We start from the raw sequence: 26,549 nt of genomic DNA, 5'->3' as shown, positions 1-26,549 counted from the left end.
TTCTAACTCTATAATAGCATTCATTAATAAAATGTAAACGCTATCTAAATATTTTTAACACGAAGTCAAAAACAGCGTATTCATCCACCCGATTCACTCTTGATTTATATCCACAAAAAAAATCTCAAGTTCAATTCTCGAGATTTTTTCACGAACACTATTATTAATCACTTTAAATTGAAGGTCTTATTAGATTCCATGCCACTTCAAAATGATATCGTCCCGGATTTTTTATTGATTGAAAAACCTGGTTCACCATCATTACTTTCTAAGACTAAGTGTGTATCTGCCAGTGTCATAAGATAGGAATCATGAGTAACAATCACCACTGTCTTCCCTTCATCCTTCAACATCATCAATAATTCTATGATTTTATCTCTGTTTCGCTCATCTAAACTCCCTGTCGGCTCGTCACACAAGACAAGTTCACAAGGTTTTAAAAGGATTCGTGCAAGTGCGATACGCTGTTGTTCTCCCCCGGAACATTGATAAACAATTTTATCTTTAAATCCATCGAGACCTACTTTTTTTAGGACCTCACTCACCTTTTCTTTTTTGTTCTTTAGCTTAACGTTCTCTAAGGCTAACATTAGATTATACTCGACGGATTTGTTCTCGACGAGCGCAAAATTTTGAAAAAGATAACCGATTTTTGTGCGTAATAATGCCGTTGCTTCTTTAGAAAACGGTTTAGGATTTGCTTTTCCAAACAAGGTCACTGTGCCTTCGTCTGGCGTATCCAGGAGTCCAATAATATTTAATAATGTACTTTTACCACTTCCTGATGGGCCTGAGATTACAATAACTTCATGAGATGGCATTTCTAGATTAATTTCAGTTAAGATTGGTATATCGTTAAACTGTTTAGAAATCCCTTCTAACTTTATAATTGATTCCATTTAGTCATCTCCTTTTAAAATTGTAGACACTTCCGTCGATTCATATTTTCTTATGCTCACCTTAATGGTGATCCATTCCAACATTAATGTCGCGATTAAGATTCCTAATAATACCGCAGCAATTGCTTTGTCTCCTGAAGCCTGGTAGAGAAGATATGTAAAGGCAGCAATTGTTGAAAAGACTGATCCGTTAATGAGCACTGCATAGCGATTGTAATAATTCGTCCCGTTGAGATATCTAATGGCAATTTTTTTGCTATAGCCATCAACATAGATTTTAATTGATGTATAGTTTATTATTAGGAGTATTAAAAAATACAGTCCAATCAATTGCAAACAAACTAAATAATCATTTTTCACTTCAAAAATACTTAATTCATAGACATCTCGCGATTTCACAACTTTATAGCTCGCATCATAATCTTGATCCATACGTTCCAAGATATTTGTAAGGCTATTGGTTTCTCCGTTGTATAACAAGCTCACAGTAAAGTTATCAATCCCTCTTGAGTAAACATTGTCTACAAAGTAAATAGGATCATTTATGGTCCCTGATGGAATGGCTATCGTTCTATTGGCGGATACATAAGTTGAATTTGGTTGAATATAAAGAATTTCATAGTTACTCATATATGGCTCTAAGTAAGTATAATACGTATTAGCTCGTTCCTTATAAACCAAGATATAATTTTTATCTTTTGATAACATTTTAGGATTTAACATTCGATTTGTTTCGTCAGTGATACTGACATAATCTAAATAAGCATTATTAATGTGAACAGATGGTGGTACATATTCATCCATTGATAATTCAATATTCTTGTATTGATCATGTTTTAGCACGGTGAGGTAGAAATCATATGCATCATGGTTTGCGTATGCAATATCATTTTGACTTACAAGCTCAAACAAAGCTTTCTCATAGTCCTTATAATCTTTATCCACAGGAGATTTTGATGCATAAGCAATGCGCTTAGAATTTAAAACCATTGGATTTTCTGTCAATGAATTTATATGCCCCTGTTTGTATTCAATGCTTTGAATTCGAGTAAAAATAGGAATAAGAAGAATAACTATGGAGAGACCTTTCAAAATAAGTGTTAGTACATAGATCGCTACAATTGACATACTCGATTTTAAAATTTCATTAGACGTTCGTTTAACAACCAAAAAATATGTAATGAACAAACATCCTAAGATACTAAAAACATAAATAAGAACAAATGGAATCAGTTTTACTAAAAACTTAAATAGTAACGTTCCATAAGAATCCGAGATGACAAAAGCTGTACAAAAAATCGTAAAAACGAATAGAATTGATAGACCTATAATGTCTTTTAAAAATAATTTTTTTATAATTTGTATTGTTGACTGTCCTTGCAAATAACGTATCCCGATTTCCTTACCATTTTTTAGTACAGTAAGTACCATTAACATAAGAACACCGATAACAGCAACAACCGTAGCCGGCTGTAATTCTCTATCCACACTTACATTATTCATTTGTCCTAACTCAGCTACAAAAAATCCGGAAGGGCCATTCATATAATTATAAACTTGAAAATAATCAAAAATTATCTCTTGTATCTGAGTTGAATATTCGTCAACAAAAATTGTAACTAAAGTTTGAATACCACTTGATGGATAGTATTCTTCTATTTTGGACAAGGGATAGATTGAAATGGAATCTTTATAAGTTGAATCAAAATCATAGAAACGATTATCCAGATAATCAATTAAATAACTTGGTTTTTTGAGGTGATTATTAGATATAACCCAATCGTCATTAATAAAAAAACTTTCCTTTAATCTCCCCTCTTTCACAATAATGTGGCTTAAGAGGTTCGATTCATTACCACTTATAAAATAAAAGTAGCCATTTTCTTGATTGGAATAGTCATCCTCTGAAGTTGTAATCGCAACATTATATTTGTATCTTTCACTAAAAGTTCTAACGTCTTCGATCAAATCATCAATCGAACGATTCACTTCACTCGGAGTAATATTAATATAGTAAGGTTTTAAATGCTCTCTATGAATTTGGTCCGCACCTAAAATCCCAAGTTCTACCTGGTACTCATAATTGAATACTTGAAAACTGCTTGTAGTAATTAAGATTGCTAACAATATCGTAAAAATCCTATTTATTTTTTTGATAAGACGGCCCCCCTTTCCTTAAATGTACCATAAACGCACACCTATTCATATTATAGTTATGTGTAGATTAATCCCTCTAAAGCTGAAGAACCTAATGATTTCAAAGAAAGAAAAAAGTCTCAAGATAATATCTTGAGACTCTTAATTAATTATAAATTGGCACGCCCGACAGGAATCGAACCTGCAACCTTTTGAACCGGAATCAAACGCGCTATCCCTTGCGCCACGGACGCATATCAATGCATGGATATAATACCATAGAATTGATATTTTAAAAAGACCGTATTTCATTCTTTAAGGTTAAGAATTATTTGGTGTTTGAGTTAAATAACGAGTCAGAAATGACTCAATGGATTTTTTGTAATATACAGGATCTTTTTCATAACTCTCTGCATGATTTGCAACTTTTATTACGATCTTTTCTTTGGGACCAGGATGTGCTTGGTATAAGGTATCCAACATCTCATAAGGTACAAAGTCATCTGCATCCCCATGAATGAATAACGTAGGCAACGTGCTTCGTTTTAAAGACTCGACTGCAGATGCTTCATAGAAATTAAAGCCTGCTTTGACTTGCGTAATCATATTTGTAATTGGAATCATTGGAAAGGCGGGTAGATTATACATATCTTTGAGTTTATAAGACAGTTGATCTGCAACACTGGTATAACCGCAATCTTCAATAACAGCCATGACATTGTCTGGGAGATCAAGACCACTTGCCATCATTACCGTTGATGCTCCCATACTAAGACCAAATAATGCGATTCGAGAATCTTCACCATTTTGATTTATGATTTTTTGGACCCAAGCTTCAATATCAAATCGCTCTGGCCAACCAAATCCAATAAGGTTTCCCTCACTTTCACCATGTGATCGTGCATCCGGTGCGAGCACATTAAATCCCATCTCATGGAACAGTCGGATATAATGACCCACACGGTCTTTGTTATTGCCATAACCGTGTGCAACTAATATTGTATCTTTCGTTTCTGCTTTCGCAGGAACATACCACGCTTTAAGTTTCAAACCGGAATCACTGACAAGTTCTTGAGACGTTTTATTCACCGATTTTAACCATTCTTGATCGGGCTTCCATATAGCTTTCACATCCGCGTCTATAAAATCTTTCTCCCCCGGTATCAATGCAAGTTTAAAGAAGTACCCACCCGCAAAACCAAGCAGTACCACCAATATACCCGCAACGATTATTAGTTTTTTTAAATGTTTCATTGTCACCTCATATACTTTGATATTCAAAGCAATAAAAGAATAACATAGATTATTAAGTTTGTAAATCTATAAAAAACAGAACCTTAACAACAGGTTCTGTGAAAAATTTCAGGATTCAAATCAATTAAAACAATGCATTATTGATCTAAAAAATCTAAAGCGGTTGGTTCTAGATAAAAATTTTGACCGTAAGCGTGGATGTCGGTGGCTGGATAATCACTCGGATTTGACTCTAAAATACACACTCTTAAAAAATGACGATCAAAATCGAGGTAGATAAAATCTGATTCATAACTTGTATCATTGTATTCAGCCTCAAAATAGTATCCAAAACCTGGCTTCTCAATCAATGGCACTTCTTCAGATTTTACAATTTCAAGAATTTCATCTTCCTCGCTATCCATTACTACTTGATAAATTGTGGCGTTATTGTGATCGCCAAGCGATAAATAATATTGAGTATAACGATCGGAATAGGATTTAATTACCGGATCTTTATAGTTATCATTAAAAATAAATGAGGAATTTCTAATTTCCTTTAACACTTCTTCATTTAATGACAATGTCGGTTCTTCTTGATGTGTACATCCAACAAGAATGAGTGTTATAAGTAACGAAAAAATGAGAACCCGTCTTTTCATTAACATTCCGATTCCCCTTTGATGAGTCTTAGTTTTTTATCATCAATTTCATATACAACATCGGCAATTTCAAAAACTTCTTCCCCATGATTGGTAAAAACAAGGGTACATCCTGTTTCTTCAACATATGCATCCAACATTTCTATCACAATTTTTTTACTTAATCGATCCAGTCCATCAAAGGGTTCATCAAGGATTAAGTAATCAGGACGTTCCATTAAAGCTTGAATCAATCTCATTTTTTGTTTCATTCCTAAGGAATACGTTTTATATTTCTTAGATAACTCCGCTTCAAAATTAACCTTTTTAGCGAGAAGGATAATATCCGCTTCTTTCACACATCTTCGAATGCGTGCAATTTCACGAAGGTTTTCAAGTCCTGTTAATGAACCAATAAACTCTGGCGCATTAATACTTACACCGCCATTGGGTACAAAATCGATATCCTGCTGCAATTTCTTCCCATCAATCACAATACTCCCTAATGTTGGGGCAGAGTAGCCGACGATGAGTTTCAATAACACACTCTTACCACTACCGTTTGGACCAACGATGGCGGTCTTTTTGCCTTCTCTTATATTAATATTGACATCTTCAAAAAGAAGTAGGTCTTTAAACTTTTTAGAAACGCCATTAAATTGAATCATAATAAATACTCCTTTTTAAAATAAGTATGGAACCTCCGAAGGCAATTAAAACAAATACGAAAGCTAAAATCATTCGCATCAATTCAAGTTCTAATTCACCAACAAAAGAAACAATACTTATTGAACTGTAATAATCAATTGATATCATAATCATAATCATAAAATATGGAAAAATTGATGTAACCAAATTCTCACTGAACCGGATACTGATTGCTTCAAATAACAGTCCAATCGCTAGCATTAAAGTTGTTAATCGGGTGAGATAAAATATGGTTACAAGCATTGTAGTTAATGTACTTTTATAGACTAAAGTCATGAAAACAAAAAATAAAAAGGTCATGACCATCATCTTAATTGCATTCAAAACATGATACTTCGCTAGAACTGTATAAGAAGTGATTATATTCTTCCGATAAAGTAAGAGACCATAAAATGATTGTAAGTCTTTAAATTCCCTTAAAACGGTATTCATTAATGTAATTGTAATTAACGTAAACACAATGACATTTTGAATGCTTGCTTGATCAATTCCGTACAAAGGAAAACTATTAAAGTTTAAATATAATACATTCATAAGATCACTCAATGTTATGACTCCATGCGGGCCTGGGAACATTTGGAGTAAAGAGATTATAATTCCAAGTATCAAGGTGATAAAATAAATCAATACTGTCATAATTCTAAATCCTCCATTTTTAAGTAGAAAACTAACATCAACAAGAATACATAGGGTAGATAGTTTAAAATAATCACCCCACAATTTAAGCCTTCTAAATGATAAAAAATGTAGAACGGATTCATGGGATTATCCAATATTGGCATATAGTAACTTGTAGAGGAAAGAATTAACAGAAATTCTACAATACTTGTTATGGGTAACTTTGAGCCAAGACGTAAAAGTTTTACGAGCACTTCCGATATCCCTAACACTACCACCAGCACCATTATTTTCAGAAAATAATAAAAATCGAAACCCGAATAAAAATAGATCGATAGGATTAGATAAAATAGAACTAAAATAAAATAAAGCACTGAAGCATGATACACAGCGTTCCCAATTGTTTTTAAAGCAAAATTTATTTTTGATCCATATCGATGTACCGTCATCATCTCACAATATTCTTTTATATAAATCGAAAAGTACAAGACAATCGTACCAATAACAAAATATATATCATTGAAAAGATTTTGGAATGAAGCTGCATTACCGATCAAAAATATAAAGCTAATATACATGATATAGCCTGCAAATGCTGCTTTTCTAACTAATCTCAAGATGCTTACCTCGCGTCTTATGGTTAAATAATACATAACCTAAAATAAGGGGCATTGAGTTTGTGATAAAAAGCAGTATTGTGGGCGCTGTATTGTAATCACTAATAGAAAAAATAGTGGATGGCGCAAACAACATGGCAATTGGAAACTTATCAATTGTTCCCACAGAAACCAGAGGAAACATAAGAACCGAGAGACCAAAATAATAAATTAAGAGCCCAAACACCACCGTACTCTTTTTAGTTGAGAAGAGCGCAATCGATGTTGATAAATAAGCTAAAACAAATGGAATGAGTAAATACTTTACAATCCCCAGTAAAAAATAATAAAACTTGAGGTGTTGATAGTAAAACTTATTTCCAAGTACATCTAAAAATAAATATGTGTGAATTGTGTATGCGTCAAATCGTCCTCCACTTATAAATAGAATGATTAGGTAATATAAAACGTATGCGCTAAAAATTGAACCCGCCACGCTTATCGCGATTCTTAACTGTTCATTGCGAATAAAGTTACGATATTTTTTTACACGGTATGATTTTAAAACATTACAACTGGTTTGGTTATGATACATTATTAATCCCGCAAATGAAGCAAGTAAAGGAACCACGATTTGGAAAAGTGACAGAGCCCTTGTTAAGCTCGCTTCAAAACTTGAATACTTCAATGCATTATGGAGTTCAATTGAAGTATATTTGATAAATGTGATCTCACTGCTGTCTGAGAAGAATATCCCGACATCAGAATTAAATAAACTTTCGTTACTATTTTGGAAATACGAAACGATGATTTGATAGATATCCAATTCATTTAAGAACATAAAGCCAAATAAAAATAGTGATACACAAAAAAGCAAAACATAATACCGAAATTCATTTCTTCTCTTAATAAACATTCCCCACCCACTTATCCAAATTCTATTTGCATCCATTTCCCCAAAAAATGATGCGCTATTTATTACCGAGTTTACTCATGTTTTTCTAAAAAACAAAAGCTTAGCGGTTTCATTATAGTCATAAAAGGAGCCGTAAGTCAAAAATAAACCTACAAAGGTGCATTTAATTTTGAGTTAAACTGTTCTTGGATTTCCTTGTCTTCTAATTTTATTTGCCCTGAAATTAGACGCATTCCCCACACTCAAAATCCACAGATGAGAAAGCATAAAAAAACCACCCTCGTCGTGGGTGATCCAGAATAAAAATGGTGGAGGTTAACGGGCTCGAACCGCTGACCCTCTGCTTGTAAGGCAGATGCTCTCCCAACTGAGCTAAACCTCCATGGAAGATAAGTCTAACATATGTATAAGCGAATAACAATGCGTTTGAACTGAAAATTTAAGAAAGAAAACCCACTTGTTTAAAGTGGGTTTTCGCTTAATAATCCAATTGTCGGTAATAACGACGAATTTCTGTAGGATGACAGTTTATTTTCTCAATATGAGCATCAATACGACGGTTAACCGCCATCATTACAAGATGACAAATGTGACCGCGATATTTTTCACTGATCCCTTTCAGTTCATAATCTTTACTATCAATGACTTCATAGTTTGCGCATATACGCGGAATAAAATCGACAACACGTGTTGATAATGGACGAGATGTATCTTCTCCTACGAAGATCGTTACAGGGGTGTCGCGTTCTACAATCTCAAACATACCATGGAAGAATTCAGGTGCTGTAATTGATTTTGTAGGAAGCCAATGTTGTTCTTCCCAATAACACATTGCATAGGAGTACGTTGCACACCATTGATTCCCTGCACCCACAAAGTAATGCATGGCATCATCGTGATGACGTTTCGCATAAGCTTCCCCAAATGCATCGGCTTTGATTTCCACATCAACAAGTGCTTCAGGTAAGTATTGATCAAATTCTTGATACATTGCTTCATAATCATCAAAATCACCCTTACGTTGCATTAAACGATCCATAAACATAAAGAACTTAAGTTGTTCATTCAGACCGTAAGAGATGGTGTAATCACCCAATTCCGCAAGGATTGAATTGGGTTCATCGACGAATGCGACAATCGTACACCCAACTTCTTTTAAAACCTTAACCGCGGCCACAACCTCTTGTGTTGTCCCAGTTACAGAAGAATAAACGATAATTGAATCTTTTGTAATGTTCTTATTCCCGGTTACTAAGTATTCCGCTGCATGTTCCACATAAATTGGCAGTGTACTCATCTCTTTTACGTGATGAGCAACTTGGAGTGCAGAAGCATAAGTTCCTCCAATCCCTACAAAATAAATACCGTTATAACCTTTATCATGAATTGCATCGGCAACCTTTTCAATTTCAGGTCGAAGGGCTAATCCCCCTTTAAAACTCGCTAATTGCTTTTCTTTATCAAATTTTAACATACGTTTCTCCTATCCAAAGATTCCTAAATAAACACCAGCAATACCTACTACCATCGTCCCAACAATAAGAATAAGGGGATTTACTTTTTTCTTAAGTAACCAATAATAAAGCCATGTTGTTCCTAGACCGACAAGTCCTGGTATAATCCCATCCAATATTTCTTGGAAGGGTTGTGCCGTTTCTCCGGTACCAATTTGTAAGGCCAATCCTGTATAAACCATTTCTTTCGACATACCACCAATAACCATGATCCCTAAGATACCTGCTGCCGCAAGAACTTTATCCATCACACCACTTTGTTGCATTTTCTCAAGATAATTAAAACCAATATTGTAACCGAGATGTGCTCCAAAATAACGTGCTAAGAAAGCAGGAATGTTATAGATTAAAAAGTAAGCGATGGGTCCAAGGATATTCCCACTAATCGCAAGTGATAAACCAACACCTAATGCAATAACTCGAATACACCCTACAAAGATCGAGTCTCCAATTCCAGATAAGGGTCCCATTAACGCCGTTTTCATCGCACTAATCGCCGTTGCATCGACCTCTCCATCTTTATGTTTCTCTTCCATCGAGCACACAATACCACCAACAAATGGTGCTAATTGGGGTGTAATATTAAAGAATTCAATATGACGTTGTAACGCTTCCGCATACCCTTCTTGATCATCCTTATAAATTTTTTTAAGGGTTGGATCCATCATCATGCCAAATGCAAGATGCATCTGACGTTCATAGTTCCAAGAAAACTCCATGCCTAAACTTCCAGCATTGAAGGCCATCTTGGTAATGTCTTGTTTGGTAATTACACTGTTGTTAGAAGTCATCATCATCGTCCTCCACATTTAATCCTGCCGGTGCTTGTCTAAAGCCCCCTAAGAAGTCAAATTTTTCAATTACAATAATGACACCGATAATCGCAATCCCTAATACCGGTACATTGAGATAAGCAGATAAAACAAATCCTAAGAAATAAAATGGTACAAGTTTCTTGTTTAAAATCATACGCATTAACATCGCAAATCCAAGCGCAGGAAGAAGTCCCGCAGCTGCATCCATACCGGCAATAATTTGTTCTGGTATTGCTGCAATAACATTAGACATTGCTTCAGCACCGAAGTAAAATCCTAGGCATACTAACAAGAAACGACGGACCACTGTAATCATCCCAATACTCCAGTGTGCTGTTTTAATACCACCAACACTACCTGCCTCTGCCGATTTATCAGCAATGCGTAGGATAAAGGAATTGACAACGTTAAAGATATTTCCAATTGCAAGTGAGATTAATGCAAGTGGCATAGCAAGCGCAATCGCTGCTTCGGTTCCAGATCCCATCGAGATTGCAAACGCTGTAGCCAGTGTCCCACCAACAATTACATTCGGTGGAATATAGGCACCAATTGACACGGCCCCCATAAAGAATAATTCTAAAGTAGCACCAATAATAACACCTTGTTGAACATCTCCTAAGATAAGTCCAACAATGGGTCCAAGAATAATTGGGCGATTAATATACAGTGATCCCAGTTGATCCCCGAAGACACCCAATGCCGCTACTAAACCAATCAATATTGCTTGTAACATGAATTCTTCCTCCTTTTATAGTTTTACTACCTGCTTTGAGTCGTGGATAACATCCGTATTTCTACTTCTTTTCCAGCATCCATTAATTCCTTCAACAATTTCTTATCGGTTTCACTGACAAAGATGGCTTTACTGATTTGTTCATCATCACCTTCTTTTTTCGTTCCACCAAGGTTAATGGATTGAATCTGTGGACATGCTTGCGCAAGCTTATACGCAACGTCAATGGTCCGTACGACAATTAACAGCTGATACTTATCTGTAACGCCACTGTTTAATGCGTTTATTGCATCTTCAACATTCTTTATGACTAACTTAACATTGGCTGGTTTTGCCAGTTTCAATGTGGTCTTCCAAATATCATCGGAAACGACATCATCATCTGCAATCAAGATACAGTCTGCACCAAGGGCATTGGTCCAAGAGAATGCAACTTGTCCATGTAAGAGACGATGGTCAACACGACATAATACAATCATAAGTTCCTCCTAAAATTCTTCTTCGACGTCCATTCCAACAAGACCGTCATTACAATATCGTAATGACATACGACACTCTTCGATCTTTTCTATAAGTTCTTCACGCGTTATGGGGCCTTGAATTTCAACCATGATTGAAATAATAAGCGCTAGGTTAACGCCGGCAATGAGATGGAAATCACGGCTCCCCAATAACTTCACAAACTCTGTATTGACACTTCCGCCATAAATATCCGTCATGACCACCAAATCATCTTCAAGGGGGATTCCCTCGAAGCACATCATAATTTCTTGTGTGAGATCATGATGATCAACGTAGGCGGAAATAATATGAACGGAATCCACATCTCCGACAATGGCTTTGACGGCACTGTAGAATCCTTCGGCCAGGTGTTTATGACTTGCGATAATATAGTGTTTCATTTAGATCCCTCCCTGTTCTTTATATTTCGTTAAACTTTGTAAATCCGCATCACCTGGTTTTGTTTCATAACATTGTTTGGCTGTTTCCAGCGAATAATAACCTTGATACTTATATTGATTAAATTTTGTAAGATCTTCCTGCATGTTTCGTTGTCCATCCCCCCATGCACAATGTCCTGAATCCACAAAATGCACATGAACAATATCTTCTTTAAAAACATTAAAGTAATCATCAATTGTTTCTTCAGCCTGGGTCATTGCCCCAAGGTCCAGACAAATTTTTAAGTTTGCACACGCCACAGCATCTTGATATGCTTTCAAATCTTGAACGGTATTCACCAAGCGTGATTCATAAGGCTGTAATGCCTCAATGGCAAGAAGAATTCCTTTATCTTGCGCATAAATACACAATCTTCGCATCATTGCGACACTGCGTTGATAGGCTGCTTCTAGGGGTTCGTCATAAAATGCCCAACCACTTGTTACTACCACCAGTTTCGCACCGACTGTATGCGCAATATCAATCATATTACGGAAGTAAGCATACACACGATTTTGTTGTTCAAGAGATCCTGTCGCCATGTTATGGGGCTTTGGATTTGTCTGTTCTGGACAGATTGCGATAATCTCTAACCCAAAATGCTCTGCATGGGTTTTAAGTGCAAAAGGATCATCATACTGTTGGTAATCGACAAAGAAGTGATGTGGACTGGTCCATATCTCACATGCATCAAAGCCTAGACTTGAAATGGTTTTAAAAAATGTATTCAAACTATAATATCGATAGTGACTGTTCATTGCTGATAGTTTCAAAATGAATCATCCTCTCCATGCTCTCTATTTTTATCATTTTCAATATAGTCATAAAGGAGTGCAATCTCTGATACCGGGAACATGACATTATAATGTTCGAGCATAGGGCCAAAACTATCATTCACATCACGAATAAAGGCTTGGTGGTCATGTTCAAAGCGTTTCACGTCCTTATAGTCGTCAATAGCTGTTTTAGTTACCAGACGTTCGATCAAAAAGCAGACATGAATATAAATACCGACAATCGTCTTACTTTGGAATGTCTTTTGCATCTTGCGTTCTAAATGAGATGTGGAATCACTGACAAAGTTCAAAAGTTTGTTTGCATTTAAAATGGTTAGATTCTGCATCACATTTTGAAGTGAAAAGTTTTTAAGCAGATTCCGGTTAAACACCTCAATCTCATCTGCATCCAGATAATCTTCCAAGGCCTTATCCACAATGGAAATATCTTTAAAACTGACAATATCCTCCAAACTTACACTGCGAATCGAATCCAGCGGTAATGAGTGTGGTTTCACCATCAACATCACTTCAAACTTATCAAATAAAGGATCCTTTAAACCATTTGTTAATAATTCTTTAAAGTCATACCGAATAAAACGAAGATCAATGGATTTAGGCAAGGACTGTTTAAAGAGGTTGACCCTCCGATCTGCAACGGATACCGTTGCATCACTTACAAAGACCATGGCTTTTGTTTTCTCTGCACGATTCAAGATTTTATACTTGGTTACGGCTTGTTTCGAAGCTTTCGCTAAGATTTCTTCCAGTGGATATTCTTGACGAACCATTGAACCAATATGCAAGGCAATTGCCGTTGAACTATTATTAATGACACCAACATTTAAATCTTTAAGAATGCGATCCCCAATTAATTCCAACGATCCCATATCGACCAATAAAATCAAATTCTTGTAATACGGATTTAAGGCGATATAGTCATTCACCTTCATAATGATTTCTTCACTGCTACTATCCAGTGGCATATCAAAGGCATCAAAGATATGTTCCTCTAACAATTGATTGGCAGCATCCGCAATACTGCTTGCCGTCGAGTATCCATGTGATACAATCACGGCTGCCGTATCTTTGTGTTTAATGTTGTCGTTATAGAAATAAATATTTAGGATTAGAAAGATTAGATTGAAATCATTAAGCTTTAACTCTAAAGCTTGGTATACCATCTTTGAAATCTCATTTGAAATCATGAAAATGTCATACATTTCTTCTTTTAGGAACTCTAATAAAGCATTGATATCGTTACGATGTTTATACGTCCATCGATCAAGTTTTATTTTTTCATGTGATGTTGACAACAAAACCCGTGATAAGACAAAACTGCAATTGCTGGGAATGTTGATTTTGTTTTTTTGTTTCACATCTTCAAGCACATCATCAATAATTTTCTCAAGTCCATATACTTTTTGAAGGCTATACGATTGATCAAAAATCATCAAATCATAATAATTACGCATGGACTCAAAATCTTGTTCTAACATCTCACGATACGATAGCTGATTGCTTTGGAAACCGTTAAACGCTTTTAAGATATTTTTAAATAAATGCACGATCTTATCCGTTGATTCATGAATGACATACGTATCAATTTCAATAAGCTGCTTCATATCTTGTTCATTTGAGATGCTGTAGTTCAATTTATCTTCTGGTAAATGATATAAGTGACAATGCATGACACCTTGTTGCGCTGATTCCAGGGCTGTTGCGCAGATGCGCGTGATGCATTTTTTTAACTCATGAATGTCTTCATCAAATTTGAGTTGAAGCAATGCTTCTAACAGCTTGTATGAAATAAATATTTTTAAGCCGAGTTTTTGTTGTTCTTGCTTAAAGAATTTCAGGATGAAGTGTTCCTTTTCCTGAGTTCCACGTTGATCAAAGTGCGGAATCTTACATATAATTGGAAGACTTTGAAGTAACGAATAATCAAAGGCATCTTCCGGATTATAAGAGGTTCCAAAAACCAAGCGACAATGAACCTTCACAACCTTGTGGTTTTTGGTGTAATAGCCATCTTTAATGACATTGGATACTTGGTATTGGATGTCTGGACGCATTCGATCTGCATGTTCAAGATAGAGCACACCAATTTCTTTTTGTTCCAACAAACCACTTTGTGTTTCATCCCCAAAAAGCAGGCGTTCATAATCACATTGCGGATCAGTAAATTTTAGATGGTAAACGCTTTGTCCTGTTTGAATTAAGTCATGTTCCACACAAAATTTATGAATCATACGCGATAAATACGTCTTACCACTTCCGCGTTTTCCAAACAATACAATCGGCAATCCACGGCCTGGATAAAGCAGGGCTGACTTAATTTGTTGAACGATGTGACTTAATGATCCATCAAAACCAATTAAATCTTGGAAGGAATCATACCCTTCCGAACTCTGTATTTCATCCATGAGCGCTTTAACACTTAAATACTCACGCGATACATTTTGAACACGATAGCGCTTCTCAAATTCGTGTTTATCAAAGTAATACACCGGTCGTGACGATACCTTAATTAAGAGCCCTTCCTGAAACAATTCATTTAAGTATTGCGATACTCAGGAACGGCTTAAGTGTAACGATTCTGAAATCACTGCGGTTGTGAGTAAGGAAAAGTCATGATCGAGTAGAATTTGTGTTTCGAAAACAAGATACTGATAAATTTGTTCTTTTGTATTCATAGATACTCCTTCTTTTTCAATGGTGACTTTAACTGTCTCTATTGTACGAAGGGGATGAGATTTCGTCTTTAGTTTCATCATTCTTCGACAAAAACACTTAAAATCCATGATGTTCTAACACTGAACGCATGGTTCGACACTTATTTGTCGGTAATAACCGATATTGTGGGGATAGTGTCGAAATATGCGTTGATACCCTTAGAGTACCACACGCCGAATTTAAATCGACGGATTCCATAAATGTCTCATCATATCCTCATTTACCACTTATCACATAAAGACACACATTTCTTTCACTTTTTATTGACAGCGGTTACACCTCGTGCTAATATGTGCTTGTAAGATAGGATTGTTACTGAAGAAGGCAAGACCTACAAATATGGCGATACGCTATTTTTGTAGGTCTTTTTATATCTTCAAGCAACAATTTCTAAATCATATAGAAAAGGAGAAGTGACTTATATGATGAAACATTTACAGAAATTAGGCCGTGCCCTAATGCTTCCAGTAGCGGTATTACCGGCTGCAAGTTTATTAATGGGTATTGGTTATTGGATTGACCCTGTTGGATGGGGAGCTAACAGTGTTCTTGCCGCTTTCTTAATTGGATCGGGTAAAGCAATCATTGAAAAACTACCAATTATCTTTGCGGTAGGGATTGCTTATGGATTATCAAATGATAAAGATGGGGCTGCTTCCTTAAGTGGTCTTGTTGGTTTCTTAATGATTACCACATTACTCTCTGTGGGTTCCGTTGCAAACTTAAAAGGGATTGCACCTGAAGCCGTGAATGCTGCATTTGGAAAAATTGATAATGCCTTTATCGGTATTATTTCTGGGGTAGTTGGAGCATTAATGTACAACAAATTCTCCAAAACAGAACTCCCAACCGCACTCGCATTCTTTAGTGGTAAACGCTTGGCACCAATTATGACTGCAGTTGTGATGATGCCAATCTCCATTGCATTACTCTATATCTGGCCAATCGTTTATGGTGGACTTGTATCCTTTGGTACCGCAATTTCTGCGATGGGTCCTCTTGGAGCAGGTTTATTCGGTTTCTTCAACCGTCTCTTAATCCCTACAGGATTACACCACGCTTTAAACTCCGTATTCTGGTTTGACACAATTGGTATTAACGATATTGGAAACTTCTGGGGTGGTACCGGTGTTAAAGGTATTACCGGAATGTATCAAGCTGGTTTCTTCCCAGTTATGATGTTTGGACTCTGTGGTGCTGGTCTTGCAATGTATCAATCGGCAAAACCTGAAAATAAAAAAGTTGTGGGATCACTTATGCTTTCAGCAGGTTTCTCAGCATTCTTTACAGGGGTAACAGAACCAATTGAATTCTCATTTATGTTTGTTGCGCCTGCATTATACTTAGTGCATGCAATCCTTACGGGACTTTCATTATTTATTGTTTCATCCTTTGGATGGACGGCAGGATTTGGATTTAGTGCTGGATTTGTTGACTTATTCTTAAGCTCACGTCTACCACTTGCAAACAAGCCTTATATGATCGTTGTATTTGGAATTGCATACTTCGCAATTTATTATGTACTCTTCCGCTTCTTAATTGTTAAGTTTAATATTAAAACACCAGGTCGTGAAGAAGTCCTACTTGATGATTCAGTGCTTGCTTCAACCGACAGTAAATTTGCACACCAAGCTGAAGTTATTCTTAATGCACTTGGTGGTAAAGAGAACGTTAAGAGCATTGACTACTGTACAACACGCTTACGTCTTGAACTCTTTGACACAGGAAACGTTGACGAGAAAGCCATCAAAGGAACCGGTGCTGCTGGTATTGTAAGACCCGGTGGAAGCAGTCTCCAAGTTATCGTTGGTACAAACGTTCAGTTCGTAGCCGATGAATTCAAAAATTTAATCAAATAATCGTATACGTATTATCCTACTCTATAAAAAAACCGGTATCGCTACCGGTTTTTTTCATGCTTCATAATTTGGTATAGATGTATGGCAAGATACATGCGCTCATCCATCGAGAGTTCATAATCGAATCGTGTATTGACGTATTGATTAATCTTCGCGACACAATCGTTATACTTTTTTAGCTTCGCCGCAATAAATAAATTGAGTTCACCTATACTTTCATCAAATGGATGACTGGAACTTGGATTGCCAATAATTCGCTGTGCAAGATATTTTAAGTGGGTTGCTAGACGTGTATACGCAGGTTGACTGGTATTCATCTTTATACCCAACTCACTCTGAACAATCGCCATAACATCCTTTAAAAACATCATAGTATTTTGAGCTTGGTGCGATATATTTCCATTACTTGCATTCACAATATGAATGACAAGGTACCCAATTTCATCTTGAGGCAAAGAAACCTCAAACAGTTTATTAATATAATTCAAAACCCATGTACCTACTTTAAATTCATCAGGATAATACATTTTAATCTCTTCTGTAAACAGTCCTGGTAATTCCACATCCTCTTTCGATCTGAGTACTGCATAATAGATATGATCTGTAAGTGCCACGTTGATCGTATCACTCAGTGATATATCCAAAACAGAATGTGCATATTCTACGATGGCCCGCGTCGCTTCAAAATAATCCACTGGTATTTTATTAAGTAGTTGTTCAAAGTCGTCTTGGCTATCACTTACCACTTTAAACATTTTTTCGATGCGCGCAGCATCAATTTCGTCCCCTATTTTATGTTGGAAACCGATTCCTGAACCCGTAACAACCATATCTTCTCCATCGATAAATGTAGCGACACAGTTATTATTAAAGATTTTCGTTATGTGCATATCAAAAACCCATCCCCTTTTTTATAAGCCTATTATAACATAGACCCTTCTATTTAAAGGTGAAACTCGTCTTATCGTGATAAAAAAAGAGAGGTTATTCCTCTCTTTGGTTATTCAATTTAATTAATGTTTACCGTTAAGTTTAAGTAGTTTCATAATTTCAACAATAATCATTGGTACAAACATCAACATCACAACAATCATCCAATGATGAGCATCTAATGTTCCAAGTTTAAATAAATCATTGAGAACCGGAATGAATAATACCGCAAGAATCATGAGCCCATTAATGAGCGTTGCCATGATAAGGTATTTATTTTTCCAGAATGATGTGAATACTGATTTTTCACTTGAATGAATGCTGTAGGAATGGATTAATTGTGAGAATGCTAATACGATAAATGCCATTGTCGTTCCAGTTTCAGTATCTCCAACTGCCCATAGACGCCCTGCACCGTACATGTAAGCAAAGAGTGCAACGCTCCCTACAACAGCACCTTGGTACCCAATTCGCCAAAGCATTGATTTACTGATGAGTGAGCTTGTACGATCCGGTTGACGTTCCATAATACCATCTTCTGCACCATCAACACCAAGCGCTAATGCTGGAAGACTATCGGTTACAAGGTTAATCCATAATAAGTGAATTGGTAGAAGGGGTGCATCCCAGTCAAGAAGTACGGCAATTAATAACAGTAACAATTCTCCAACATTACATGATAGTAAGTATGAGATTGCCTTCATAATATTATCTTTAATACGACGACCTTCTCCAATAGCGGTTACCACTGTTGCGAAGTTATCATCTGTAAGAACCATGTCCGCTGCACCTTTAGCAACTTCTGTACCAACAATACCCATTGCAGCACCAATATCAGCACGTTTTAAAGCAGGAGCATCGTTAACACCATCTCCTGTCATCGCCACAATATCGCCATGACGTTTCCAAGCGGAAATGATACGCATTTTATGTTCTGGAGAAACACGTGCATACACGCCAATATGTTGAACTTTTTCAAACAATTCATCATCTGTCATTGCATCCAATTCTTTTCCAGAGATAACACGTTGTCCATCTTCAATCAGTCCAATTTCACGACCAATTGCGGATGCAGTAACAGCATGGTCACCGGTAATCATTACAACACGAATACCTGCTTTTTTACTTGTTTTGATAGCTTCTGTTACTTCGGGACGTGGAGGATCAATCATCCCTACCAAACCAACAAAAGTAAGTTCACTTTCAATTTCTGTTGCTTCCAGATCCGTATTTGAAACAGATTTCTTAGCAAGTGCAAGAACACGAAGTGCCTTAACACCCATTTCTTGATTATGTTTTTGAATGCGTTCAATATCTTTTTGCGTAATAGCACGTATACCTTTTTCATCTTGATACTGCGTTACAACGGCAAGAACTTCATCAACGCCACCTTTTACAAATACCGTAGCATCACCATCAATATCATTGATCGTACTCATACGTTTACGTCCTGAATCAAAAGGAACCTCATTTAATCGTGTATGCTTTTGAATCAAGCCAACAGCATCAAGATCAAGCGCTTCTGCCCATGCAGATAGTGCTGTCTCAGTTGGGTCTCCAAGCCAATTTCCATCGACCTTACGTGCATCATTACAAAGTAATAAACCACGTGATAATTCATTTACGTCACTCTCAGTCCAATGCTCTTTTACCGTCATCACGTTCTGTGTTAAGGTTCCCGTTTTATCGGAACAAATAACAGTTGCGGACCCAAGCGTTTCAACGGATGGTAAATTACGAACGATTGCATGACGTTCAACTAAACGTTGAACACCAAGCGCTAAGACAATTGTAGCCACAGCTGGTAAACTTTCAGGAACAACTGCAACCGCTAGAGAAACAGCTGTTAAGAACATTTGTAAGAAATCATGATTATTCAATACACCAACAAGGAGAATAATTCCACATGCAATAATCGCTCCAACACCCAGGATTCTACCCAGTTGATTTAATTGTTGTTGAAGCGGTGTCGGATCTGATTTTGTTTCAGTTAGCATTGTCGCAATCTTACCTACTTCGGTATCCATACCGACAGCAACGACAACACCTTGCCCACGACCATAACTCACCATACCAGATGAATATGCCATATTTTTACGGTCTCCCAAGACCGCATATTCAGCACAGACAACATCTGCATGTTTTTCAACAGGTACAGATTCTCCCGTTAATGATGCTTCTTGTACTGTTAAAGAATTCGATTGAACAATACGTAAATCGGCAGGAACTAAATCCCCTGCATCCATTACAACCAAATCTCCAACAACTACATCATTAGAATTAATAGTTTGTTCTTCTCCACCTCGTATTACTTTTGCGGTTGGAGTAGACATATCTTGAAGTGCTTTAAGAGACTTCTCAGCTTTATCTTCTTGAATCATTCCAATAAGTGCGTTCAATGCAACGATTGCGAAAATTAAAATCGCATCAGCATGTTCCCCTACAATACCACTTATTAAAGCTGCAACAAGTAAAATAATTGTTACATCTTTAAACTGATCCAAAAGACGCATCATAAAACTTCGTCCCTTTGCTTCAGCCAATTTATTCTTGCCATATTTCTCACGTGATGCCTCAATTTGCGCATCCGTTAATCCGTTGACGATATCCGTCTTAGCTGCCACTTCTTCCAGTGACTTTGCATACCATTTTGTATCTTTCACAGGCTTCCTCCTTATACATTGGATAGTAAGTAAAATAAAAAGACCCTATCCGTGCCTAAAAAACTTGGATAAAGTCTCGAATTTATACACGTTCCGGACTCTAAAGTCGTGTTGACGAAACTGTGGACCTAAAGAATAGGCTTCTACTCCCTTTATGTATTAATAATAACAAATGCACCTATGGGTGTCAAAGTGTTTTGGGTGATATTGTACGATATTTTACACACTTTAAATGTTGAAAGATACGGATAAAGAGTTTGAATTTCATAAATAAAACCGAAACTCAAATGAGGTTTGAGTTTCGGTTAATAAAGGGCTATTTATAATAAAACATTTTAATGATTATAACGATTTTTCTTTGTTTGGATTACAAAGATTAGCATACCAACAAGACTTATGAGTAATCCATAGAGACGGATACTGCTTGCCGTAATCCCAGCGGCTGGAAGAACGGATTGTGGTTTCGCTAAGTTTTTAATAATTTTATCCATTTGATTCATTGATTGATTTAATGATTTCTTAACATGGTCAAGTTTTGAACCGGAATTGATTGATTCAAGTCCTTCTTTTAAGACTTTATCCACTTCTTCTTTAGCTTTATCTTTTGCTTCTTGAGAAATTCCAGGAAGGCTATCAATCGCTTTTTTCGTTTCATTAGCTTTCGCTTCTAAATCTTTTTTCGCTTTATTTTTTGCATCTTGCAATGTACTTTGATCAATAATTTCTTTCACCGCGTTATCTGTTGTATTTATTGCTTCTTCAACATCTTTTGGTGTCGTTCCTTGATCAATCGCCTCTTTACCATCTTCAGTTTTTTGATCGATATCATCTTTAGCTTTTTGCTTTTCGTCATCGCTAAGGTTTGGTAACTTATCGATTTCTTTCTTCGCATCTTCAGCTTTTTTATCGAGATCTTTTTGCGCTTCATTTTTTGAATCGAGAAGTTTATTATCATCGACAATTTCATTGATGCCTTTATCCGTTGTATCAATCACATCTTCAATTTCTTTTGGATTGTTTGATTGATCAATCGCATCTTTGCTGTCTTGATTTTTTTGATCGATATCATCTTTAGCTTTTTGCTTTTCATCATCGGTTAAGTTTGGTAGCTCATCGATTTCTTTCTTCGCATCTTCTGCCTTTTTATCAAGTTCAGATTTAGAATCTTCTTTTTTCTTGTCTAAATTGCCTGTGTTTTTAGTTTCATATTTCTTTTCAATTGCTTCCAATTCTTTGATTCCTGTTTTTAAATTTTCAGGAATATCGGTAATCACAGCTGTGTCTTCAATACGCTTAATTGCTTCAGCAAGTGTCTTATTGATTTCGGCATTTGCATCCTTGCGTTGTTGATCAGAGAGTGCTGGTTTGTCAGCAATTTGTTTACGAACTTCTTCCGCCTTAGCGTTTAAATCTGCGATTGCTTTTATTTTCGCATCATCAAGTTCTGCTTTGACAACAACGTTTCCAATATCCGTTTTTCCTTGGTTGTAAATTGAGTTAATATCTGATGGTGTTGATGCTTTATCGATATTTTTCGAAGCGTCACTTACTGTTTTATCAATAACTTTCTTCGCTTGATCTTTTTCAGCTTGTGATAAGTTTTCTAGTTTATCGATTGTTTCTTTAGCCTTTTCTGCTTCTGCATTTAAGTTTGCTTTTTTATCATCCTTGAGTTTCTCAAGTGACTCAAAGTTTTCTTTTACAAGTGCATCTTTGATTGCATCCATCTCAGTTTTAGTTTCAGAAACAACTTTATTAAGATCCTCAATAGTCTTACCAGATTCTACATTTTCAAGACCTTTATTCAATGCATTATCGACTTCGCCTTTAGCTTTGTCTTTAACCTCTTGTGATAGTCCAGGTAATGCATCAATCGCTTTTTTCGTCTCATCAGCTTTCGCTTCTAAATCTTTTTTCGCTTTATTTTTAGCATCTTGTAATGTGCTTTGATCAACAATTTCGTTTACCGCATTATCTGTTGTATTTTTTGCATCTTCAACATCTTTAGGTGTTGTTCCTTGATCAATCGCCTCTTTACCATCTTTAGTTTTTTGATCGATGTCATCTTTAGCTTTTTGCTTTTCATCATCCGATAAGTTTGGTAACTTGTCGATTTCTTTCTTTGCATCTTCCGCTTTTTTATCCAAATCATCTTTGGCTTTATTTTTTGTATCCAGAAGTTTGTTGTCCTCAACAATATCGTTGATGCGTTTATCCGTTGTATCAATCACTTTTTCAATTTCTTTTGGATCGTTTAACTGATCAATTGCATCTTTACCCTCTTTGGTTTTTTGGTCGATATCATCTTTGGCTTTTTGCTTTTCGTCATCGTTTAAGTTAGGTAACTTGTCGATTTCTTTCTTTGCATCTTCTGCCTTTTTATCGAGTTCAGATTTAGAATCGTCTTTTTTCTTATCTAAATTTTCTGTGTTTTTTGCTTCATATTTTTGTTCAATTGCATCTAATGCATCCATTCCAGTTTTTAAATTTTCAGGAATATCTGCAATCAATGTTGTATCTTCAATACGTTTAATTGCTTCTGCAAGTGTCTGATCGATCTCATCATTGGCATCTTTACGCTGTTGATCAGAGAGCGCTGGTTTATCAGCAATTTGTTTACGAACTTCTTCCGCCTTAGCATTTAAATCTGCGATTGCTTTTGTTTTGGCATCATCAAGTTCTGCTTTAACGACAACGTTTCCAATATCTGTTTTACCTTGATTGTAAATTGCGTCGATATCTGATGGTGTCGTTGCTTTATCCAGTTCTTTTGAAGCGTCATTGACCGTTTTATCAATCAATTTTTTTGCTTCTTCTTTTTCAGTTTGTGATAAGTTTTCAAGTTTATCAATCGTTTCTTTAGCTTTTTTAGCTTCTGCATCAAGACTTGACTTCTTGTCGTTAATTAATGCATCAATACTATCATTTTGAATTAAATCATCATCTTTTAGGAAGAATCCCATTCTATGAATTTCAAGGTGTGTATTTTTATCGTTTGTAGCGAAATGACGTAAAGAAACCGTTACTTCTCCACTTCCATCAGCAACAAAAGGCAAACTAACAATTTCTAATTTATTGGTTGCGCTAAATCTTTCAGATGCAAGGCCATTTTTTCCTGAAGTAGCAGTTCCAGGATAAATATTTAACATCCCGTTGCTTGTACCTTGAACACTCTTCAGCTCAGCTCTAAAGTAATATTCATAGCCAGCTTGAAGTTGAATTGTTTGACCAACTAGCATGAAACTTGCATTTTCGGCCACACTTGAGTTTTCTACTCTTATAGATTTTGACTTAAAGACACTATCATCTGTATTGTTTTTTTGGCCAACGAGATAGTTATATCTTCCAATATCGCGATATCCATCTGTTACTTTCGAACTGATCGTTCCAGCAGATTCTCCTCCAAATACATTATTTGTGGAGCTAAGTTTCCAGTTTGGAATCGTTGAATCTTTTGCACCATATCTCAGATAGGGGTTTTGTAATTTATTGCCTCGGAATGGAAACAATTCCTCTGTCTCTTGTGCAGATATTGTATAATTTTGGTTCATTGAAATACTTGTAACGAGCAAGACAAATGTTAATGCAACTGTCATGATCTTGTTTAATAGTTTATTTTTTTCATCATAATATACTCCTTTTCTTATCAATACTACAGTGTTGCGTTTTTTTTAATTCCCCTCCCCATTCCGTAAGCACGCTCTATCAAGATAACATAGAATTTCTTTCAATTCTAAGAATTTGCTTTGGATTTCATAATATGTTTATCTTTCATCATTAAAAATTGAACTTTTTACGTTTATTTCGTGCCTCATCCTCACACTTCGCATTTCTTGTCTTTTCACAACACTTTTTTTGATACCGAACAAGAGCACGAATTTTAACACAAAAAAAAACAACCATCACTGGTTGCTTTTGAATTATTTATTTATGAAATGATTAGCGCTCTATTTTAGATTTTTTTCTGTTTTTATAAACAAGACCTCCACCCATTACAATTAAGACTGCGCCTAAATACTTCACAAACGAGATCAGAGGCGTGCTCACTCCCGTTTGTGGAAGTTGGTTGCCATTCTCATCTTTTGTATAGACATAGGTTACGGTTTGATTTTCTTCCGTGAACAGTCCTGTCGCATTTCCTCTTATTTCTTTTAGCGTATAGCCTTTTAGGTTAAGGGCTTCGGTGCTATAAGCATCGCCTACTTGACCTGTTATTATTCGTTGTTCATGAATAACATTACCATTCGAATCAATATAAATAATCGTAACAGTTCCATCTAAAACCAGACCGGTTACGGTTACAAATACCGTGAGTGTTTGACCATCTGTAGAGGTAATTACAACTTCATATTTACCGGGCGTGTTCATACCCACCTTCGATGTATCGATGGTTACGTCAATAGGATTTCCATCCCGATCTGTTGCGGATGCCATGAACTCACCCTTTTCAGGTAGCGCATCGCCAATATTTTTCGCAACATCGATTCCGTTAATCGATTGAAGATTTGCTTTAACGATTACTTTAACGGTTAGTAATTGACCGTCTTCTGCTTTAAGAACAACATCATACGTTCCTGCTTTAGACATATCAACTTTTGAAGTATCTACCGTAACGGAGATGATGTTTCCTTCTTTATCTGTTGCGGAAACCATAAACTCTGTATCTTGAGGAAGTGTATCGCCAACATACTTGGTTACATCGGATCCTACAAGAGACTGTTTATTTTCGCGAATTTCAAGAGATACCGTTTTGGTTTGGCCGTCGCTTGCGGTGATGACAACAGAATACGTTCCAGTCGTTGTCATATCAACTGAAGAAGTATCCAATGTTACTTCAAGTGGATTTCCATCTTTATCCATCGCTGTAGCTTTAAACTCAGCAATGCTTGGTAATGCATCCCCCGTATAGCGAATTAAATCAATCCCATTAATGGAATGCTTGTCTTCCTTAACATGAACTTTTACCGTTTTGGTTTGGCCATCTGTCGCCGTAATGACGACATCATAGTCTCCAGGGATGCTCATATCAACGGCACCCTTATCTAGGGTTACCGTAATGACTCCACCATCTTTATCAGTAGCACTTGCATTAAACTCACTATCTGATGGCATTGCGTCACCAACATACTTGGTCACATCCGAACCAGTAATGGATTGTTCATTATTCTTAACGGTTACTGTGACTGTTTTCTCCATATCGAGATACTTATACACAACAGGATAATTTCCAGGTTTTGTAATAATAACTTCTGAATCATCAACGGTAAGGTCAGCGAAAGGAATCATATCTCCATTTTCATCAACAGCGAGATCAAAATTATCTTCCGCAGTCCATGAATCACCAACATAGATTGTTGAATCGTGGGCATGAATCCCCATTTCATAGTAAGCTTTCATTCCAAGAAGTTCAGATTCTGTAAAAGTTTTTGCCCCATCATCAAGTGAGAAAGCAACGGAACTGTACGCGATTCCTTTGTACTGTTCTTGTGATCCACTCGTTCCCTTATAGTTAATGACATACTCTTTACCATTGTCAAGTGAACCGGATTCCATCACAAGTTTAACTGCTGTAACTGCCGCATAGTCGGTCACCGATTCGGACCATATTGAACTGTTATGGACGCTTGCCTCTAAATCTTCATCAAGTGTTTCAGTTGTATAATAAGCTTTGAAATTAGATGGGACTGTAATTTTTTCCTTTAAATAGATATCAAATTCAGATCCACGATCTTTGCCTTCGGTAAGGGTCTTATAACCAATTCGCGGTAGCGAGAAAACACTCGTTAAATTACTTACAGGTGAGTCACTATAATTTTTAAAGTTCACAAAAT

21 protein-coding genes and 2 tRNA genes are annotated in these 26,549 nt (G+C 36.2%); 1 reads left to right on the top strand and 22 read right to left on the bottom strand.

Annotated elements, in window-relative coordinates; translation table 11 throughout:
- Positions 1 to 206: 206 nt before the first annotated feature.
- From EEI45_RS02935 to EEI45_RS09885, 18 genes are all read right to left on the bottom strand, one after another.
- Complete coding sequence (locus EEI45_RS02935) at positions 207 to 899, bottom strand: ATP-binding cassette domain-containing protein (RefSeq protein ID WP_125164087.1); 693 nt, start codon at positions 897 to 899, stop codon at positions 207 to 209.
- On the bottom strand, positions 900 to 3,026 hold the full coding sequence (locus EEI45_RS02930; protein WP_228410481.1) for a bacteriocin transporter: 2,127 nt from the start codon (positions 3,024 to 3,026) through the stop codon (positions 900 to 902).
- A gap of 187 nt (positions 3,027 to 3,213) precedes the next feature.
- Positions 3,214 to 3,289: transfer RNA gene (locus EEI45_RS02925), tRNA-Arg, on the bottom strand.
- A 67-nt stretch (positions 3,290 to 3,356) separates the two neighbouring features.
- Positions 3,357 to 4,289 carry an alpha/beta hydrolase gene (locus EEI45_RS02920; RefSeq protein ID WP_125164085.1) on the bottom strand — a complete coding sequence of 311 codons (933 nt, stop codon included), beginning with the start codon at positions 4,287 to 4,289 and terminating at the stop codon, positions 3,357 to 3,359.
- Between the two features lie 137 nt (positions 4,290 to 4,426).
- Positions 4,427 to 4,936: a hypothetical protein gene (locus tag EEI45_RS02915; protein ID WP_125164084.1), complete on the bottom strand. Its 510-nt coding sequence runs from the start codon at positions 4,934 to 4,936 to the stop codon at positions 4,427 to 4,429.
- Entirely contained in the window at positions 4,930 to 5,577 is a 648-nt protein-coding gene (locus tag EEI45_RS02910; protein ID WP_125164083.1) for an ATP-binding cassette domain-containing protein, read from the bottom strand. The genes EEI45_RS02915 and EEI45_RS02910 overlap by 7 nt, the downstream gene beginning before the upstream one ends.
- Entirely contained in the window at positions 5,564 to 6,253 is a 690-nt protein-coding gene (locus EEI45_RS02905; protein WP_125164082.1) for a hypothetical protein, read from the bottom strand. Before EEI45_RS02905 ends, EEI45_RS02910 begins: the two co-directional genes overlap by 14 nt.
- Complete coding sequence (locus tag EEI45_RS02900) at positions 6,250 to 6,852, bottom strand: hypothetical protein (protein ID WP_125164081.1); 603 nt, start codon at positions 6,850 to 6,852, stop codon at positions 6,250 to 6,252. Before EEI45_RS02900 ends, EEI45_RS02905 begins: the two co-directional genes overlap by 4 nt.
- The gene (locus EEI45_RS02895; RefSeq protein WP_228410480.1) at positions 6,839 to 7,747 is read right to left on the bottom strand and encodes a hypothetical protein; all 909 of its coding nucleotides are present in this window, start codon (positions 7,745 to 7,747) and stop codon (positions 6,839 to 6,841) included. The genes EEI45_RS02900 and EEI45_RS02895 overlap by 14 nt, the downstream gene beginning before the upstream one ends.
- A gap of 306 nt (positions 7,748 to 8,053) precedes the next feature.
- A tRNA-Val gene (locus EEI45_RS02890) sits at positions 8,054 to 8,129 on the bottom strand.
- A 96-nt stretch (positions 8,130 to 8,225) separates the two neighbouring features.
- Complete coding sequence (locus EEI45_RS02885; RefSeq protein WP_125164079.1) at positions 8,226 to 9,221, bottom strand: SIS domain-containing protein; 996 nt, start codon at positions 9,219 to 9,221, stop codon at positions 8,226 to 8,228.
- A 9-nt stretch (positions 9,222 to 9,230) separates the two neighbouring features.
- A complete protein-coding gene (locus tag EEI45_RS02880; protein ID WP_456073047.1) occupies positions 9,231 to 10,055 on the bottom strand; it encodes a PTS system mannose/fructose/sorbose family transporter subunit IID in 825 nt (274 codons plus the stop codon).
- Positions 10,042 to 10,812, bottom strand: a complete 771-nt coding sequence (locus EEI45_RS02875; protein ID WP_125164077.1) for a PTS mannose/fructose/sorbose/N-acetylgalactosamine transporter subunit IIC — start codon at positions 10,810 to 10,812, stop codon at positions 10,042 to 10,044. The genes EEI45_RS02880 and EEI45_RS02875 overlap by 14 nt, the downstream gene beginning before the upstream one ends.
- A gap of 26 nt (positions 10,813 to 10,838) precedes the next feature.
- Positions 10,839 to 11,291, bottom strand: a complete 453-nt coding sequence (locus EEI45_RS02870; RefSeq protein ID WP_125164076.1) for a PTS sugar transporter subunit IIB — start codon at positions 11,289 to 11,291, stop codon at positions 10,839 to 10,841.
- 9 nt (positions 11,292 to 11,300) lie between these two features.
- Positions 11,301 to 11,714: a PTS sugar transporter subunit IIA gene (locus EEI45_RS02865; protein ID WP_125164075.1), complete on the bottom strand. Its 414-nt coding sequence runs from the start codon at positions 11,712 to 11,714 to the stop codon at positions 11,301 to 11,303.
- Positions 11,715 to 12,527: a sugar phosphate isomerase/epimerase family protein gene (locus EEI45_RS02860; protein ID WP_125164074.1), complete on the bottom strand. Its 813-nt coding sequence runs from the start codon at positions 12,525 to 12,527 to the stop codon at positions 11,715 to 11,717.
- Positions 12,524 to 15,040, bottom strand: coding sequence for a sigma 54-interacting transcriptional regulator (locus tag EEI45_RS02855; protein ID WP_228410479.1), 2,517 nt, complete (start codon positions 15,038 to 15,040; stop codon positions 12,524 to 12,526). Before EEI45_RS02855 ends, EEI45_RS02860 begins: the two co-directional genes overlap by 4 nt.
- Before the next feature lie 63 nt (positions 15,041 to 15,103).
- Entirely contained in the window at positions 15,104 to 15,226 is a 123-nt protein-coding gene (locus EEI45_RS09885) for a hypothetical protein (protein ID WP_267128142.1), read from the bottom strand.
- A 462-nt stretch (positions 15,227 to 15,688) separates the two neighbouring features.
- On the opposite strand from EEI45_RS09885, the gene nagE reads away from it, so the two are divergent.
- Entirely contained in the window at positions 15,689 to 17,125 is a 1,437-nt protein-coding gene (gene nagE, locus EEI45_RS02850; RefSeq protein WP_125164073.1) for an N-acetylglucosamine-specific PTS transporter subunit IIBC, read from the top strand.
- 41 nt (positions 17,126 to 17,166) lie between these two features.
- On the opposite strand, the gene EEI45_RS02845 is transcribed toward nagE, so the two are convergent.
- The 4 genes from EEI45_RS02845 to EEI45_RS02830 form a co-directional block, all read right to left on the bottom strand.
- Positions 17,167 to 18,015: a PRD domain-containing protein gene (locus EEI45_RS02845; RefSeq protein ID WP_125164072.1), complete on the bottom strand. Its 849-nt coding sequence runs from the start codon at positions 18,013 to 18,015 to the stop codon at positions 17,167 to 17,169.
- A 123-nt stretch (positions 18,016 to 18,138) separates the two neighbouring features.
- Positions 18,139 to 20,718, bottom strand: a complete 2,580-nt coding sequence (locus EEI45_RS02840) for a calcium-translocating P-type ATPase, PMCA-type (RefSeq protein WP_125164071.1) — start codon at positions 20,716 to 20,718, stop codon at positions 18,139 to 18,141.
- Positions 20,719 to 21,053: 335 nt separating this feature from the next.
- Positions 21,054 to 24,314 carry a DUF1542 domain-containing protein gene (locus EEI45_RS02835; RefSeq protein ID WP_125164070.1) on the bottom strand — a complete coding sequence of 1,087 codons (3,261 nt, stop codon included), beginning with the start codon at positions 24,312 to 24,314 and terminating at the stop codon, positions 21,054 to 21,056.
- Between the two features lie 343 nt (positions 24,315 to 24,657).
- Complete coding sequence (locus tag EEI45_RS02830; protein WP_125164069.1) at positions 24,658 to 26,544, bottom strand: bacterial Ig-like domain-containing protein; 1,887 nt, start codon at positions 26,542 to 26,544, stop codon at positions 24,658 to 24,660.
- Positions 26,545 to 26,549: the final 5 nt, after the last annotated feature.

The organism is Erysipelothrix piscisicarius, from assembly GCF_003931795.1.
Classification (GTDB): domain Bacteria; phylum Bacillota_I; class Bacilli_A; order Erysipelotrichales; family Erysipelotrichaceae; genus Erysipelothrix; species Erysipelothrix piscisicarius.
This window is presented reverse-complemented; position numbering and strand designations above follow the sequence as displayed.